This window comes from Proteus sp. STS61-E, assembly GCF_040932335.1.
Classification (GTDB): domain Bacteria; phylum Pseudomonadota; class Gammaproteobacteria; order Enterobacterales; family Enterobacteriaceae; genus Proteus; species Proteus mirabilis_B.
The window spans coordinates 508,235-525,016 of sequence record NZ_JBFQGE010000001.1; the positions used below are offsets into that span (position 1 = coordinate 508,235).

Here is a 16,782-nt window from a genome sequence, read left to right on the forward strand (position 1 = left end):
ATTTATTTTGATTTGGTGATCCTATGAGTAACGGCATTGCATTGCGTGTGAAAGGAAAGGTTCAAGGCGTTGGGTTTCGCCCATTTGTTTGGCAACTAGCTCATCGTTTTGGTTTATTAGGGCAAGTAAGCAATGATAGTTTAGGTGTATTGGTGCATTTAACCCCTTCACCTAAAAATGCGCTCTTTATCGAAGCATTAAAAGCAGAATGTCCACCACTAGCACGCATTGAACGAATAGAAGAATCACCCTATCAATGGGAACAGCTACCCACAGACTTTATTATTGTAAAAAGTGGTGGTGGCGAAATGGATACACACGTTGTTCCTGATGCAACAACTTGCCAAGCTTGTGTTAATGAATTATTTGATCCTCAAAATCGTCGTTATCATTATCCTTTTATCAACTGCACACATTGCGGTCCTCGTTTTACTATCATAAAAAAAATGCCTTATGATAGGCCTTTTACTTCAATGTCTGAGTTTCCATTCTGCCCTGAATGTAAACATGAATATGAAGATCCCGCAGATAGACGGTTTCATGCTCAGCCTAATGCATGTCCTGTCTGTGGGCCTCATATCTGGCTTGCAGATAATCAGGGTAAAGAGTTAGCAATAAAAGAGCTTGCATTAACTCAAGCTTGTGATGCGTTACTTGCTGGAAAGATTGTTGCAGTTAAAGGTATTGGTGGTTTTCATTTAGTATGTGATGCACGCAATAATGAGAGTGTTGCATTATTACGAGAACGAAAATACCGACCTGCGAAGCCACTCGCAGTGATGATCACAGGAATTGATCAAATTAAAGCAGATAAGCAAGATCCTGATTTTCTTCCAACCGCTATCCAAACGTTGCAGAGTACTGCCGCTCCAATTGTATTAGTCTCCAAAACAGTTGCACCTAAACTTGCGGAGCTTATCGCCCCAGGATTAACTGAAATTGGTGTTATGTTGCCAGCCAATCCATTGCAACATCTATTAGCGCGTGGCACAAATATTCCACTTGTTATGACATCAGGTAATGCGTCAGGTCATACGCCGGCATTAAGTAACGAAGATGCCTTCATACAACTGAAAGATATTGCAGATTTATTCTTAATGCACAATAGAGAGATCATACAAAGAGCTGATGACTCACTTGTTCGCATTGAGGGTAAACAGAGTGTGATGATCAGACGCTCTCGTGGTTATGTCCCAGATGCGATTTCATTACCTGAAGATTTTGGAGCACAACCCTCAGTACTCGCGATGGGAGGCGATCTCAAAAATGTATTTTGCCTATTACGCCAACATCAAGCCATTATGGGGCCTCATTTAGGGGATCTTGATGATTTAAGTGTGCGACAGCAGTTGGTAAAATCGTTGGCTCTCTTTCAGCAAATTTATCGTTTTACACCTAAAGCGATTGCGATAGATGCTCATCCTAACTACATTAGCCATCAATTGGGTAAGCAGTTTGCTCAAGAGCAAAATATTCCTGTTATTGAAGTCTCTCATCACCATGCACATATTGTTTCCTGCCTTGCTGAACATGGTCATACACACCAACAAGGTGCTGTCATTGGTATTGCGCTTGATGGATTGGGTTTTGGGCAAGATGGCACGCTATGGGGAGGGGAGTGTCTGCTGGTGGACTATCAAAAATCAGAGCGGATTGGTGGGCTTCCGGCTGTTGCGATGCCCGGAGGTAATCTTGCCTCGATTCAACCTTGGCGAAACTGGTTCGCACATTTAGCTACTTTTTCTAAAGATTGGCAAGGTAGTGTTATCGCCCAAATGGTGCCTAGCAATGATTTGCAGATATTAAGTAAGGCGGTAGAGCGTGGTTTAAATTCACCTAAAGCCTCTTCTTGTGGACGTTTTTTTGATGCGGTTTCAGCATCATTAGGATTAGCCCCTAAAGAGATAAGTTGGGAAGGTGAAGCGGCTTGTTATCTACAAACAGCAGCATTAGCGTGCCATCAAGAAAAACAGGCAGAAATCATTAAGCAATATGGGCATTTAATGCCGGTAAAAAACAGTGTGCTTGATTTGTCGGTTTTTTGGTCGCAGTGGGAAAGTGTAGCGCTGAATGTCAGTGAAAAAGCATGGTTATTTCATTATCTATTAGCTGAAGGTTTAGGCGATATTGCATTGCAATATGCAGATAAATATCAGATTGACACCATTGTACTTACGGGTGGTGTATTAAATAATACATTACTCAAACATATGTTTAAGAAAAAATTAAACAATAAAAAAGTACTCGCCCCTATGATGTTACCAGCCGGAGACGGTGGTATTGCATTAGGGCAAGCACTGATTGCTACACATTTAATGCAAAACTAAAATGATTATAGGTAAAATAATATCAGTTTTAGTTATTTGTGACTGAAATAGGTTTTTGGTTGCTACTTTATTAATGACAATATGGAAAATCATCGTGAGTAATAAGAAGATTATCATTTCTTTAGCCGTTATCGCAGGGCTTAGCACACCAGCAGCATTTGCTGGCGAATGGTCAATAGGTGGTTCAGTTTTAGCGCAAGTTACTCCTTATAAAGGGGCTAAATCAAAAGATTATTTATTACCAGTACCACAAGTTAACTACCAGTCAGAAAACTTCTATTTCGCAACGTTAGCTGCGGGATATTACCTGTGGAATACACCTAAAGATCAACTTTCTGTCGATTTGCACTATTATCCTCAGGCTTATAAACCAAGTGATAGTGACGATGAGCAAATGAAGAAACTGAATCGTCGTCGTGACACCATGATGGGTGGCTTTACTTATAAACACCACGAATCATGGGGTAGTTTAAGAGCAATCGTATCGGGTGATCTGCTAGGCAAAAGTAACGGTATTATCGCTGACGCCGCTTATTTATATCCTTTCGAATTCGGTAACTGGTCTTTACAGCCGGGTGCGGGTGTTGTTTGGGAAAACAAAAAGCAAAACCGTTATGCTTATGGAATTACTCATGCAGAATCACAACGCAGTGGTTTAGCAGAATATACGCCAAATGATAGCTGGAGACCTTATGTTGAACTCTCTGCTAACTATAAATTTGCCGAAAAATGGAATTTCTTTGCAATGGGACGTGTTGACCATTTACCAAGTGAAGTGAAAGACAGCCCAATGGTGAATAAATCTGTTACTGCGATTCTGTGGACAGGTGTGACTTACACATTCTAATTAGCAAAAATCTGACTAAAATTTAGTGAGATCAGTGGTGATAAAAAAAGCTTCGATTCAAATTCGAAGCTTTTTTATTGTGTAATATGCGAGTAATGCTTTATTTTTCAGCAATATTCTTACGAACGCGGACTACCAAAGATAAACGGCCGGGATGAACGTTATCTGGTTTTAATGGTTGGTGGATACGAGCAGTTTCTACACAAGCCATCTTACGATAGCCACCTGCACTCATATCTTTCATTGAGCTTGCAAGCTCTGCACCCGGATTCCAACACACGACATCACTATGATGGTAATGGTGAACTTCAATTGTCCGATCCCAACCATCATCATGAATAAGATTAAAATCGTCAGGCTCCGTATAAAGCCTGTCAGTGCGTCCATCAAAGCGTAATGAGGTTTCATCAGTGTAAACCTCTTTATCTGCCACGGTGTCAATGTAGTGGCCTCCTAGGCCGGTTACAGAGACATTATCGATATCACTCACATTAAAATAAGAGTGAAGGGCAGCTGTTGCTTCATAATCACCGTAAGATTCTAATTCAACCTCACAGGTTGCTCCTAATTTAAAACGAGCAATAACAGTAAAGGGATGAGGCCAATATTTTTGTGTTTGTTGACTCTCTTTTAATGTCATGGTGATGAGAACACCGTCATCTTGTTCTGTATGGGCACTAAATTCCCAAGGAAGAATACGTGCAAATCCATGACTTGGTGTACCAGCTGAAGCAAACCAAGGCCAGCAAATAGGAATACCGCCACGAATGGCAACACCCGGCGTGAAGAGAGAGGCTTCGCTTACCCAAAATACAGGGTGCTCTTGTGCGGGCTGCCAAGCGATTAAATGTGCGCCTTGAAGGCTGATAGCTGCGCGTACTTTAGGGTGTGAAATAACAAGGATAGGAAGTTCGCCTAATTGCCGACGACTTAAGTAAGGTGATATTTGTTCAATAATCGGCAAAGAAAAAATTTTCTCATTCATTATCTTATGACCTTATGTCACTGACTATTTCAATACAATAAACTGACTGGCTAGAAAATAAAAGAGCCACCGAAAAGGTGGCTCTAAAAGAAATCGTGACTTTCTAAACTCTAATTATTTAGAGATATGAGAAATCAGATCCAGAACTTTGTTTGAATAACCAACTTCGTTATCGTACCAAGCAACTAATTTAACAAAGTTGTCGTTCAGAGCGATACCTGCTTTAGCATCAAATACTGAAGTCAGAACTTCGCCATTGAAGTCAGTTGAAACAACTGCATCTTCAGTGTAACCCAGAACGCCTTTCAGTTCGCCTTCAGCTGCTGCTTTGATAGCGTCACAGATTTGAGCGTAAGTTGCTGGTTTTTCCAGACGTGCAGTCAGGTCAACAACAGAAACGTTAGGAGTAGGAACACGGAAAGACATACCAGTCAGTTTGCCGTTCAGTTCAGGGATAACTTTACCTACAGCTTTAGCAGCACCAGTTGATGATGGGATGATGTTTTGAGAAGCACCACGACCACCACGCCAGTCTTTTGCAGATGGACCATCAACAGTACGTTGAGTTGCAGTTGTTGCGTGAACAGTAGTCATCAGACCTTCAACGATACCGAAGTTGTCGTTGATAACTTTAGCTAAAGGCGCTAAGCAGTTAGTAGTACAAGATGCGTTAGAAACGATATCTTGGCCTGCGTATGATTTATGGTTTACGCCCATTACGAACATTGGAGTGCTGTCTTTTGAAGGACCAGTCAGAACAACTTTTTTCGCGCCAGCTTGGATGTGTTTACGAGCAGTTTCGTCAGTTAAGAACAGACCAGTTGCTTCTGCAACAACGTCAGCACCGACTTCGTTCCATTTCAGATTTGCTGGATCTCTTTCTGAAGTTACGCGGATGGTTTTACCATTAACAACGAGGTGGCCATCTTTTACTTCAACAGTACCGTTGAAACGGCCATGAGTTGAATCGTATTTCAGCATGTATGCCATGTAGTCTGCGTCTAACAGATCGTTAATACCTACGATTTCGATATCTGAACGTTCTTGAGCAGCACGGAAAACGATGCGGCCGATACGACCAAAACCATTAATACCTACTTTGATAGTCATATGTATTCCACCAGCTTTAATTTAGTGAATTAAAAAGTTGCTTCTAAAGTTACCAAAACCGCGCCAATCGTCAAGCGGAATCGTGTCAATAATTGCAAAAAATCAATTAAAAAAACACTTTTCGCTTAAAGATTGGTCGTTTTAGCCAAATGTTACGCTGTGTATTATCGGGATCAACGCCGATAAATGAAGTTACCTTTGCTCCGTTATGTGAAATTCATCACATTTCAAAAACTAAAGATTACTCTTGATGATTTTAGACTATATTTTTCAGATTTGTTGTTAAATCTTTGTTATTATTCACTGTTGTTTTAAAAAGCATTTTTCTGGGCAAGAGGTCGATATGGCAGATAATGAAAAGAAAGTGAATATTTCAAGTAATAACAATCACCTTGATTTATCAACACTCAACGAAATGCAACGTTATGTGACGCAACAGAAAGGTACAGAACCTCCGTTTAGTGGTAAATTATTACACAATCGTCAAACAGGGATTTATCACTGTTTATGTTGTTCTGCTCCTTTATTTTATTCAGAGACGAAATTTGATGCAGGATGTGGTTGGCCTAGCTTTTATCAACCCGTTAGTGATAATGCAATTCGCTATATTGATGATTTTTCTCACAATATGAAAAGAACTGAAATACGCTGCCAGCAATGTGACGCACATTTAGGTCATGTTTTTAATGATGGTCCTGCCCCAACAGGGGAGCGTTATTGTGTTAATTCAGCATCTCTTTCGTTTACGAATAGTGAAACAGGCGAAAAACAAGTCGGTTAATCCAGTTAAATTAACAAAATAATAACAACGGAAAAAACGATTCAGCCATTTCAAATGATTATTTAGCTTATGGAGCAATCAATGGAAGTTAATGAACTTATTTCTATGGTAACCCCTGAAATTTATCAACGTATTTCAACCGCAGTTGAACTAGGTAAATGGCCTGATGGCGTTGCATTGACTGATGAGCAAAAAGAACATTGCATGCAGATTGTTTTATTATGGCAGGCGAAAAATAACCACACACCTGAGCATATGACAGTGGGAACTAATGGGCAAATTACCATGAAGAGCAAACAAGAATTAAAAGCTCAGTTTCAATCTGAACGTTTAGCAACACTAACACCCATGGATGATGATTAAAACGTGTGTTGAATGGATAGAATAGAAATAAAAAAGGGGCATTTATTAACCGAACTGGTTAAATATAGCCCCTTTTTCATTTTATGAAGATGAAGAAAATAACGAACCTATTGATTGTTACGATTAAGCCAATGTGCTGAATCAATTAATACCGCACCTTTTGCCTGCATCTCTTCTAGTGCTTTTTCGCTATCATCATCTTGAATATTTACACCGCGACAACCGTCTGTAATGACAGTCACTTGATAACCTAACTGTAAAGCATCCAGTACCGTATATTTAACGCAGTAATCCGTAGCAATTCCTAAAATATAAAGATGTTTTATATTCAGTGTCTGCAAAAGAGTATGCAAGCCCGTCTGATATTCATGGTCGTTATCAAAAAAAGCACTATAACTATCAATAAGACGATTTTGCCCTTTGTAAATAATATGATTAATCAGAGCTTGGTTTAATTCAGGGTGAAATGCAGCACCATAAGAATTTTGTACACAATGCACAGGCCACCACACTTGTGGTAATCCATTAAGCGTTCCAATTTCCCCTACAACCGTGCCTGAATTTTTAGCAAAGCTAAGATGATCGGCAGGGTGCCAATCTAAACTAGCAATAATGGGATTTTTAGATTGCTTAAAATCAGAAATAAGTTGGTTGGCTGTTTGTATCACTATATCGCTTTCATTAACAGCTAATGCACCACCAGTACAAAAATCGTTTTGTATATCAACCAATAACAGTGCGGAATTTTTCACCAAATTTACCTTTAGATTAAACTTAGTCGTTATCGCCTAATGTCATTTCACCACGAAGGTTTTGTTGCATTAGTCGGCAGATCTCAGTGTAATTATATTGTTGGCTAAGGAGATAATGCAGTTTAGTTAATGTTGCTTCAAATGTCATATCAAAGCCACTGATCACACCCACTTCCGCTAATGCTTGACCTGTTGCATAACCTTCCATATTCACTCGACCAGAAATACATTGCGTAAGATTGATAACAACAATACCACGCTCTGTTGCTTCACGCAGGGTTGAAAGTAGAGCAGGATGCGATGGCGCATTACCAACACCATAAGAGCGTAATATTAAGGCTTTTACAGGTTGCATCAGGATATTCTTAACAACTTCATCTGAAAGACCCGGGTAAATGGTGACAACACCAATCGGCTGAGGCGTAATATTATGCGCAGTAAATTCCCCATTTCCTTTCGGAAATGAATTAATTTTAAATTGTTTAATATTAATACCTGCTTCTAACAGTGGGGCGCTATTTGGTGATGCAAAGGCATTAAAACCATCTGCATGCGCTTTTACTGTGCGGTTTCCACGATATAGCGTGTTATTAAAAAATAGTGCCACTTCATTAATTGGATGATGTGCGGCGAGGTAAAGCGCATTTAATAGGTTTGTTTGCCCGTCAGAACGTAAGGCTTCTAAAGGAATTTGAGAGCCAGTAACGATAATTGGTTTGCTAAGATTCTCAAACATAAAAGAGAGTGCTGATGCGGTAAATGCCATGGTATCTGTACCATGAAGAATAACGAACCCATCATAATTGTGATAATTTTCATTAATATCATCAGCTATAGATTGCCAATCTTCTGGTGTGATATTTGAAGAATCAATTAAAGGAAGGTGCTCTTTGATTGTGAAATCGGGCATCTCCTCACGGTGGAATTCTGGCATTTTAGCTAATTGGCGTTGTAAATGTCCTGATACAGGAATATAGCCATGTTCAGAATGTTGCATACCAATAGTACCGCCAGTATAAACAACGTAGATTGATTTCTTTTGCATCAGACAAAGCACTCTTATTAAGCTGTGAGAAATACCTGATTATAGGGAGTTTGCAGAATAAAAAAAGGAAAGGATGCTAAAAAAAGAAAATAGAGACTGACTAATATCTGCTTTAAATCATTGTGTTAAAAATAGCTTTAATATAAACGAACAAAAAACATTCATCAGAATATCATTCTATCAAAAGTCAGAAAAAAGAGAGAAATACACCTGCTCAGTGTGAACAGGTGTATCGGTGAAGAGACTATCGAATATCACCACAAGATAAACAATACGCATAGCGATTTAGCGGATCGTTCATATTGCGATAAAACTCTGTCTGTGTTTTAACTTCTTTTAAAACAGGCGCAGGAATATAAGCTTGTAACGGATCAGGAAGAAGTGCTTTTGCGTTAGACGACAAGCTCATTATGATCTGCTCTGACAGGCTTAGCTCTGGTTTCATCCAATCAATAACAGGTTGGTCAATTTTTGCCATTTTAGCAACGGCATCAATAGCATCATCAAAATCACCAAACTCATCGACTAAACCCACATTCTTTGCATCTATTCCTACCCACACTCGACCTTGAGCAATACGATCAATTTGAACAGGTGTTTTTTTACGAGATTCTGCCACTAAATTAAGAAACGTTTTATAACCACTTTCGATATTGAGCTGTAAAAGCTCTGCAAATTCTTCAGGTAGTTTATTTGTGACAGATAATCCGGCTAATGGCGAAGTTGTGACGCCATCAGTATAAATACCAATAGACTCTAAGCTGTTTTCGAAAGTATTAATAACGCCAAAAATACCAATCGAGCCTGTTAATGTTGATGGACTAGCAATAATCTTACTTGCAGGAGTTGAGATCCAATATCCACCTGATGCAGCTAAACCCCCCATTGAAACAACCACATATTTTTTCTGTTGCTTAAAGGCGGCAATTTCACTTCGTATTTGTTCTGACGCAGAAACACTACCACCAGGACTATTTACACGTAATACAAGTGCCTTAATATTTGGATCTAAACGTGCCTGACGAATTTGATTTGCAATAGTTGAACCACCCGCAGAGCCTGGGATACTTTCACCATCAATAATCGCTCCTTGAACAACGACTACGGCAATATTACCTTCATCACTGGCAGGTAAAGATGAGGTCAGCGTATCGGCATAATCATAAATGCTGATATTGTTAAATTGCTTGTTCTCTTTGTCCCATTGGAAGGTTTCTGTCATATCTGCTTCAAATTGAGCGTATGAGCTTACAGAATCCACTAATTTACGATTTAGCGCATAAGTTGCGTTATCCCCATCTGCATTGCGTAGTTGCGCAATCATCTCTTTTGCACCCGGGAAAACATCTTCAGTGGTAATGCTACGGTTTTCTGCAACTTGGGTTAAATATGTAGACCATAGTGCATTAACTAAACGTAATGAAGCTTCTCGAGATTCCGCAGACATGTCATTACGCATTAATGGCTCAACCGCAGATTTATACGTTCCGACGCGGAAAATATGAGTGCTGACTTTTAAGTTTTCTAACAGTGTTTTGTAATAGAGATTTTGAAAGCCATAACCATAAACACCCACAGCACCTTGAGGAGTGAGATAAATTTTATCTGCATAAGAGGCGAGGTAATATTGTGGTTGGCTGTAATAGCCACTCACTGCAAAAATAGGTTTACCTGTCTTTTTAAACTCATTAAGTGCTTTACCAATATAATTTAACGAAGGCTGATCTGCGCCTGCAAATTCATCAAGTTTGAGCACCATACCTTTAATTTTCGGATCTTGAGAGGCTAGGCGTAGCGTATCGACAACTTCAAATAATGAATTTTCTTGAAGCTGGCTACTTGAAACACCTAAAAGCTCACGTCCAACTTCGCCTAAAGGATTTTGTGTAGCAGTTTGGTCAACAATTACACCTTTAAGATCAACAAGAAGGGCACCTTCATAATCCACTGGTTTTTGTGCTTCTTTGCTAATTAAGAAAATACCAATGACCATAAAGAGAAGGAAAAAGAAAATAACGTTTAAGATTAATTTCCTGATAAAGTTAATGGCTTGCCAACTAAATTTTAATATTGCGCCGATTAACTCCATAATTTTATTCATATTATCTCCACATCATGTAAAGCTAAATTTTAATCCTAAACAGTCATGCTAGAATTATTGGTAAGCAGGCTACATCCACATAATCTCATACTATTAAAACAAAAAATGTTGTTAGCAATAGTGAGAATAGCAATAACAATGAAGGAATATTCTAATATAGCTCTTATTGAATGTCTGTCATTGATTTTTAGGAAACCACTAATGATAACTTTTGCTTAAAGTGTTATTAAGTAAACATTTATCTTACGTAAAAATAGCTAAATAATTTCACATAAAAAGGCATCAAAGTAATATAGGAATTCGTCGAATTAAAAAGAAAAGTAAGATCAAAATAAGCTTAAATTAACTTAGTAAGCTAAGATTAATCATTTTGTGAACAATAAATTACGATTAAATAACCACACAGCTGATTTTTAGAAAAATTCCCGCCTAAATCTGTGGATGGTGGTAATATAACAGTTTGTTATACTGCGAATTGATAAGAACTGTCCATCCCCATAAGAATGGGATCTTGCTAAAATAAAATGCTGACAGGAGAATAAAAATGGATGCATTAACACTGCTTTTGAACCGCCGTTCAGCTTCCCGACTGACTACTCCAGCCCCTGATAGTGAAGCCCTCAATACTATTTTACAAGCCGGCATGCGCGCGCCTGATCATGGTGCACTTAAGCCTTGGCACTTTGTTGTGATGCAAAATGAAGGTATTGAGCGTTTTAGCCAATTACTGCATAAAGCGGCGGTGGTGGGTAATTTAGGGCCAGAAGTTGAAGAAAAAGCAAAAAATGCACCTTTTCGTGCCCCATTGATCATCACTGTTATTGCGAAAGTGAAAGATCATCCAAAGGTTCCTGAATGGGAGCAAGTTGTCGCTGCTGGTTGTAGTGTTCACGCAATGCAAATGGCGGCTGTTGCTCAAGGATTTGGGGGGATTTGGCGTTCAGGCTCTTGGACTCACGATGCAGTGGTAAGAGAAGGACTTGGCTGTGGTGAACATGACCAGATTATTGGTTTTCTTTATTTAGGCACGCCAGCCCTGAAAGCGCCAATGACGGTTTCTCCTGCTGATTTAACTGATTTTGTGACTTATTTTTAAAAAGGATGGCATGTTATGTCTGAAGCAATTCGTTTAACACAATACAGTCATGGTGCAGGTTGTGGTTGTAAAATCTCACCAAAAGTTTTAGAAACCATTTTACATAGCGAACAAGCTAAATTTCATGATCCTCATTTACTCGTCGGTAATGAAACCAAAGATGATGCCGCTGTTTATGATTTAGGAAATGGTACAGGTATTATCAGCACTACTGATTTCTTTATGCCAATTGTTGATAACCCTTATGATTTTGGGCGTATCGCTGCAACAAATGCAATCAGTGATATCTTTGCAATGGGCGGAAAACCTATTATGGCGATTGCTATTTTAGGCTGGCCTATTAATAAATTAGCACCTGAAATCGCGCGTGAAGTGATTGAAGGTGGTCGAGCCGCTTGTCAAGAAGCCGGAATTTCACTGGCTGGTGGTCACTCAATTGACGCGCCAGAGCCTATTTTTGGTCTTGCTGTTACAGGTGTCGTACCTGTGAGCAAAGTGAAGAAAAACAGTGAAGCTAAAGCAGGGTGCCAGCTCTTTTTAACGAAGCCTTTGGGGATCGGTGTATTAACAACAGCTGAGAAGAAAGGTCTGTTAAAACCAGAGCACCAAGGTTTAGCGACAGAAATTATGTGTCGCATGAATAAAGCGGGTTCTGATTTTTCTGATATCGAAGGCGTCACTGCAATGACTGACGTTACAGGATTCGGTTTATTAGGGCATTTAAGCGAGATCTGTGACGGCTCTGGTGTACAAGCTACGATTCATTTCTCACAAGTACCAAGATTACCAGAAGTAGAGTCTTATATTGAACAAGGCTGTGTTCCGGGTGGTACAGGTCGTAACTTTGAAAGTTATGGTCATTTAATTGGTGAGATCACTGAAATGCAACGTAAATTACTTTGTGATCCGCAAACATCAGGTGGCTTATTATTAGCAGTATTGCCTGAAGCCGTTGAACAAGTGAAAGAAGTTGCTTCACGTTTTGATATCGAATTAACTTCTATTGGCGAGCTAACTGCACCAGTAGCTGGAAAAGCGTTGATTGAAGTGACTAACTAACGTAATGAGATTATTTATTGCAGAAAAACCCAGCCTTGCTCGCGCTATTGCTGATGTATTGCCAAAGCCTCATAAAAGGGGCGATGGCTTTATTCTTTGTGGTGATAACCAGTATGTGACGTGGTGTGTTGGCCACTTACTTGAACAAGCTGAGCCGGATGCATACGACCCGCGGTACGCCCGCTGGTCGTTAGATGATTTGCCTATTATTCCTGAAAAATGGCAACTCAAGCCCCGAGCTGATGTTAAAAAACAGCTAGAAACCATCAAAACACTACTTAAGCAAGCAAAAGAAGTGATCCACGCGGGAGACCCCGATCGTGAAGGTCAGCTTTTAGTTGATGAAGTGCTTAACTATTTAAATATCAGCGAAGATCAAAGGAAACAGGCGCGTCGTTGCTTAATTAATGACTTAAACCCAGCGGCAGTGACGCGTGCTATTGATAAACTACGTTATAACCATGAATTTGTACCATTGTGTGTATCTGCTTTGGCACGAGCAAGAGCAGACTGGCTTTATGGTATTAATATGACTCGAGCCTATACGCTTTTAGGTCAACGCAATGGTTATCAAGGTGTATTGTCCGTGGGGCGAGTACAAACACCCGTATTAGGCTTAGTAGTTCGTCGTGATGAAGAAATTGAAAATTTTGTGCCTAAAGATTTCTTTGAAGTTAAAGCTCATGTTGTAACACCTGCCGATGAACGCTTTACTGCGATTTGGCAGCCAAGCGAGCACTGTGAACCTTGGCAAGATGAAGAAGGGCGATTATTAAATCGTAAGCTTGCAGAGCACGTTGTTGAGCGAATTAAAGACAAACCTGCCAATGTAACGGATTATCAAGATAAGCAAGAATCTGAAATAGCACCGCTTCCTTTTTCGCTTTCCGCGTTACAAATTGAAGCGGCAAAACGCTTTGGTTTAAGCGCACAGCAAGTCTTAGATACATGCCAACGACTCTATGAAACGCATAAACTAATCACTTATCCGCGTTCTGATAGTCGTTATTTACCTGATGAACATTTTGCGGGTCGTCATGCTGTTATTAATGCGATTAGCACACATGATGCAAGCCTATTACCGCAAGATACCTTAGATATTGATAAAAAGAATCGGTGCTGGGATGACAAAAAAGTTGATGCTCACCATGCGATTATTCCAACGGCAAAAACGGGTAATATCTCATTAAGTGAAAATGAGAAGAATATTTATTATCTTGTGGCTCGCCAATATCTAATGCAATTTATGCCTGATGCTGTTTATCGTAAATGCGTTATTGAACTTGATATTGAGAATGGCAAGTTTATCGCTAAAGCACGTTTTTTGGCGCAAGCAGGATGGCGAGTATTATTAGGTGCGAAAGAGCAGGATGCTGAAAATGATGGTTCTGCATTGCCAGTAGTGGCTAAAGGTGATGAGTTGCTGTGTGAAAAAGGGGAGATTGTTGAAAAACAAACGCAGCCTCCAAGACCTTTTACTGATGCGACATTGCTTTCTGCTATGACAGGAATTGCACGCTTTGTCCAAGATAAAGAACTTAAAAAAATCCTAAGAGCGACGGATGGATTAGGTACTGAAGCGACAAGGGCGGGAATTATTGAGCTGTTATTTAAGCGTGGCTTTTTGCAAAAGAAAGGGCGAGCCATTAACTCAACCCCAGCAGGTAGAGCATTAATTCATGTATTGCCAGATATGGCAACTTTACCGGACATGACTGCACATTGGGAATCGATACTGACGCAAATTAGTGAGAAGCAATTTAAATATCAAGATTTTATGATGCCATTAAATAACACCTTGATAGAGTTGATTACTCAAGCGAAACGTCGTCCGAATATTCAAGCTTTCAGAAATCTTCCCGCACCCGCGCATAATAAAAAGCGTAAGGCAGCGGCTAAAGGAAGTAACAAAGCAAGCGCGGCAAAAAATAAAGCGCAGAGTAAAGAAACAACAACGGATAAGTAAGCACAAATAAAAAGCACTTCCTTTGTTATCTCGGGGAAGTGCTTTTATTGAATTAAGGTTTAATTAGATTTTAAATTCAGCCCAAACGGGTGCGTGATCAGAGGGCTTTTCCATTCCTCGGATCTCGTAATCAATTCCTGTTGAAATACAATTATCCGCTAAGCAGCGACTTGCTAGAAGTAAGTCAATACGTAAGCCTCGGTTATCATCGAATCCTTTAGAACGATAATCAAACCATGAGAATTTATCATCAGCTTCAGGATGTTGCTGGCGGAATGTATCTGTTAATCCCCAACCCATTAATGTTGCCAGCCATTCACGCTCTTCTGGTAAGAAAGAACATTTGCCTGTTTTTAACCAGCGTTTCATATTATTTTCGCCAATACCGATATCTTTATCTGTTGGGCTAATATTTAAATCACCCATAATAAGTACTGGAGAGGTCGGTTTTAAGCTGGTGGTTAGGTAATTTTGCAGATCAGCATAGAACTTTTCTTTTGCTGGGAATTTAGTCTCATGATCACGGCTTTCACCTTGAGGAAAATAACCGTTCATGACTGTTAATAAACCCGCTGGTGTTTCGATATCAGCCATGATCATTCGGCGTTGAGCATCGTCATCATCACCCGGAAAGCCTTTACGCACTGCAACTGGCTTTTCTTTTGTGAGTAAAGCAACGCCATAATGCCCTTTTTGACCATGATAGAAAACGTGATAACCCAAAGCACCCACCGTATCTAATGGAAACATATCATCATGAACTTTCGTTTCTTGAAGTCCAATAACATCGGGCTGATGTTTTTCTATGATAGCTTCAAGCTGGTGAGGGCGAGCACGTAAACCATTAATGTTGAAAGAGACAAATTTCATGTGACTGTAACCATTTATATATTGAATAATAGGATGTCTTATACTAGCAGGATCATAAAATGAATGTAAGTCAATCACTGAAATGATGGCACGGCTTATCAAGAGAAAGATAAAATTAGATAAAAATAAAAGCCATTAAATAGAGTGTGCTAATTTAATAAAAATAATTAATTGCATAACAAAAAATATTAATTAAACAAACTAGAAACATAAACTAATCTTTGATAGAAGAATATAAGTATTATTATTCTTTATATGTGAAGAATGATGACATAATAAAAATAATATTGTAGTTATAAATTGTATTCATTAAAAGGAGGTGAAGGAATATTTATATAAAACTACTTTTATATAAAATTAAATTTTAAATTAATTAATCACTATTTTATTTACATTAAATGAATTGATGAAATTATTTTATTCTACACAGCAAAGGAATGGTGAATTATGTTTTTTTCTCGTAAGTTAGAAGCCTTTATGGCTGTAGTCGAAAATGGCTCGTTAAGTAAAGCCGCGCGTGTGATGAATCGCACGACACCTCCTATCGCTAAATCTATCAAAGACTTTGAAGCCGTGTTAGGAAAGCGTTTATTTAAGCGAGAAAAGTTTGGTATGAGTTTAACCCAAGAAGGACTTGAGCTTTATAATGATTTGAAATCACTTTATCTTCAGGAAAAAGAGATAACTAAAAAACATATCTCGGGGATCATAAACAATAGCATTCATGTTTATTATGATTGGGGAAAAAGCCAGTATTTAACTCAGTTTTATCAGGCGGCAAATAAAAATTATTCCCATATAAATATCATGCGATTTTCAAAAGAAAATTTTGAAGAAATACCTGACTATGATGGTAATACATTAATATTAAGCTCTGAAAAAATTATTAGTGAAAAATTTAGCCTTCTTCATAAAATAGAAAATAAACACTTAGGTATTTGTTGTCAAAAAATACTCGCGAATAGTGTGAATAATAATATTGATAGGCTTTTAAGTGAAAATATATGGTTATGTGATCCCGCATTATACAAGACAGCTAAGATAAAAAAATTAGAGAGTGAAATCGGGAATAGAGGAAAAACCGTGTGTGTCAGAATAATGGATGATCTTAATTGCTGTTTACGTTTTATTCAAACGCATCATTCTCTTTTATTAACTGACGAAAATCCATTGAAAAATGAGTTTGAGGCAGACTTATGCTTTATACCATTAACTCAACCTGAAATACGGTATAGCTGTTATATCTATAAATCTAAGTATCACTCAAGTGTATTGAATCGATTTTTGGATTTAATTGATAAAATGGAATAAAAAGAATTTTTAGAGAGTAAATCTAAGAGGAGATGGTGGTGGGAGAAGGATTCGAACCTTCGAAGTCTGTGACGGCAGATTTACAGTCTGCTCCCTTTGGCCGCTTGGGTATCCCACCAACATTAAATTGTTTTGCTGTCCGTGACAGCGGGCGCAATAATACCAAATA

The 16,782-nt window shown here is 38.8% G+C and carries 14 protein-coding genes and 1 tRNA gene; 8 read left to right on the forward strand and 7 right to left on the reverse strand.

Translation table 11 applies throughout. The annotated features are described in order from the left end of the window. The first annotated feature begins 23 nt into the window (after positions 1-23). Positions 24-2,327 (forward strand): carbamoyltransferase HypF, encoded by a 2,304-nt coding sequence (gene hypF / locus AB4J89_RS02410; RefSeq protein WP_368467930.1) that lies wholly within the window; start codon positions 24-26, stop codon positions 2,325-2,327. Between the two features lie 94 nt (positions 2,328-2,421). Further along, on the forward strand, positions 2,422-3,174 hold the full coding sequence (locus AB4J89_RS02415; protein ID WP_088495353.1) for a MipA/OmpV family protein: 753 nt from the start codon (positions 2,422-2,424) through the stop codon (positions 3,172-3,174). A 100-nt stretch (positions 3,175-3,274) separates the two neighbouring features. Here the strand turns inward: AB4J89_RS02415 and AB4J89_RS02420 are convergent, their stop codons facing one another. Continuing rightward, positions 3,275-4,159: a D-hexose-6-phosphate mutarotase gene (locus AB4J89_RS02420; protein WP_088495354.1), complete on the reverse strand. Its 885-nt coding sequence runs from the start codon at positions 4,157-4,159 to the stop codon at positions 3,275-3,277. A 114-nt stretch (positions 4,160-4,273) separates the two neighbouring features. Continuing rightward, complete coding sequence (gapA, locus tag AB4J89_RS02425; RefSeq protein WP_023581959.1) at positions 4,274-5,269, reverse strand: glyceraldehyde-3-phosphate dehydrogenase; 996 nt, start codon at positions 5,267-5,269, stop codon at positions 4,274-4,276. A gap of 343 nt (positions 5,270-5,612) precedes the next feature. Between gapA and msrB the strand changes: the two genes are divergently transcribed. Next, positions 5,613-6,050 carry a peptide-methionine (R)-S-oxide reductase MsrB gene (gene msrB, locus AB4J89_RS02430; RefSeq protein ID WP_088495355.1) on the forward strand — a complete coding sequence of 146 codons (438 nt, stop codon included), beginning with the start codon at positions 5,613-5,615 and terminating at the stop codon, positions 6,048-6,050. An 81-nt stretch (positions 6,051-6,131) separates the two neighbouring features. After that, positions 6,132-6,413, forward strand: a complete 282-nt coding sequence (locus AB4J89_RS02435) for a YeaC family protein (RefSeq protein ID WP_036912841.1) — start codon at positions 6,132-6,134, stop codon at positions 6,411-6,413. A 107-nt stretch (positions 6,414-6,520) separates the two neighbouring features. Here AB4J89_RS02435 and pncA read toward each other — a convergent pair whose 3' ends face one another. The 3 genes from pncA to sppA all read right to left on the reverse strand — a co-directional run bounded on the left by pncA (position 6,521) and on the right by sppA (position 10,311). Continuing rightward, positions 6,521-7,165, reverse strand: coding sequence for a bifunctional nicotinamidase/pyrazinamidase (gene pncA, locus AB4J89_RS02440; RefSeq protein WP_311754922.1), 645 nt, complete (start codon positions 7,163-7,165; stop codon positions 6,521-6,523). A gap of 22 nt (positions 7,166-7,187) precedes the next feature. After that, the gene (ansA, locus tag AB4J89_RS02445; protein ID WP_368467934.1) at positions 7,188-8,210 is read right to left on the reverse strand and encodes an asparaginase; all 1,023 of its coding nucleotides are present in this window, start codon (positions 8,208-8,210) and stop codon (positions 7,188-7,190) included. 244 nt (positions 8,211-8,454) lie between these two features. Further along, positions 8,455-10,311, reverse strand: a complete 1,857-nt coding sequence (sppA, locus tag AB4J89_RS02450) for a signal peptide peptidase SppA (RefSeq protein WP_311754921.1) — start codon at positions 10,309-10,311, stop codon at positions 8,455-8,457. Between the two features lie 544 nt (positions 10,312-10,855). Here sppA and AB4J89_RS02455 point away from each other — a divergent pair. Genes AB4J89_RS02455 through AB4J89_RS02465 form a run of 3 tightly spaced genes read left to right on the forward strand, consistent with a single transcriptional unit; the run spans position 10,856 to position 14,432 of the window. Then, a complete protein-coding gene (locus tag AB4J89_RS02455) occupies positions 10,856-11,407 on the forward strand; it encodes an NAD(P)H nitroreductase (protein WP_368467937.1) in 552 nt (183 codons plus the stop codon). Between the two features lie 15 nt (positions 11,408-11,422). Beyond that, complete coding sequence (gene selD / locus AB4J89_RS02460) at positions 11,423-12,466, forward strand: selenide, water dikinase SelD (protein ID WP_088495360.1); 1,044 nt, start codon at positions 11,423-11,425, stop codon at positions 12,464-12,466. 4 nt (positions 12,467-12,470) lie between these two features. After that, positions 12,471-14,432 carry a DNA topoisomerase III gene (locus AB4J89_RS02465; RefSeq protein ID WP_088495361.1) on the forward strand — a complete coding sequence of 654 codons (1,962 nt, stop codon included), beginning with the start codon at positions 12,471-12,473 and terminating at the stop codon, positions 14,430-14,432. Positions 14,433-14,495: 63 nt separating this feature from the next. On the opposite strand, the gene xthA is transcribed toward AB4J89_RS02465, so the two are convergent. Continuing rightward, complete coding sequence (xthA, locus tag AB4J89_RS02470) at positions 14,496-15,302, reverse strand: exodeoxyribonuclease III (RefSeq protein WP_088495362.1); 807 nt, start codon at positions 15,300-15,302, stop codon at positions 14,496-14,498. A 447-nt stretch (positions 15,303-15,749) separates the two neighbouring features. On the opposite strand from xthA, the gene AB4J89_RS02475 reads away from it, so the two are divergent. Then, positions 15,750-16,613: a LysR family transcriptional regulator gene (locus AB4J89_RS02475; protein ID WP_311754920.1), complete on the forward strand. Its 864-nt coding sequence runs from the start codon at positions 15,750-15,752 to the stop codon at positions 16,611-16,613. A 33-nt stretch (positions 16,614-16,646) separates the two neighbouring features. On the opposite strand, the gene AB4J89_RS02480 is transcribed toward AB4J89_RS02475, so the two are convergent. Then, positions 16,647-16,731 (reverse strand) — tRNA-Tyr (locus tag AB4J89_RS02480). Between the last annotated feature and the right edge of the window lie 51 nt (positions 16,732-16,782).

Coding starts and splice junctions, on each gene's coding strand:
- AB4J89_RS02475 (WP_311754920.1), top strand. CDS start 15,750: ATGTTTTTTTCTCGTAAGTTAGAAGCCTTTATGGCTGTAGTCGAAAAT.
- xthA (WP_088495362.1), bottom strand. CDS start 15,302: ATGAAATTTGTCTCTTTCAACATTAATGGTTTACGTGCTCGCCCTCAC.
- ansA (WP_368467934.1), bottom strand. CDS start 8,210: ATGCAAAAGAAATCAATCTACGTTGTTTATACTGGCGGTACTATTGGT.
- gapA (WP_023581959.1), bottom strand. CDS start 5,269: ATGACTATCAAAGTAGGTATTAATGGTTTTGGTCGTATCGGCCGCATC.
- hypF (WP_368467930.1), top strand. CDS start 24: ATGAGTAACGGCATTGCATTGCGTGTGAAAGGAAAGGTTCAAGGCGTT.
- selD (WP_088495360.1), top strand. CDS start 11,423: ATGTCTGAAGCAATTCGTTTAACACAATACAGTCATGGTGCAGGTTGT.
- msrB (WP_088495355.1), top strand. CDS start 5,613: ATGGCAGATAATGAAAAGAAAGTGAATATTTCAAGTAATAACAATCAC.
- AB4J89_RS02420 (WP_088495354.1), bottom strand. CDS start 4,159: ATGAATGAGAAAATTTTTTCTTTGCCGATTATTGAACAAATATCACCT.
- AB4J89_RS02465 (WP_088495361.1), top strand. CDS start 12,471: ATGAGATTATTTATTGCAGAAAAACCCAGCCTTGCTCGCGCTATTGCT.
- AB4J89_RS02455 (WP_368467937.1), top strand. CDS start 10,856: ATGGATGCATTAACACTGCTTTTGAACCGCCGTTCAGCTTCCCGACTG.
- AB4J89_RS02435 (WP_036912841.1), top strand. CDS start 6,132: ATGGAAGTTAATGAACTTATTTCTATGGTAACCCCTGAAATTTATCAA.
- sppA (WP_311754921.1), bottom strand. CDS start 10,311: ATGAATAAAATTATGGAGTTAATCGGCGCAATATTAAAATTTAGTTGG.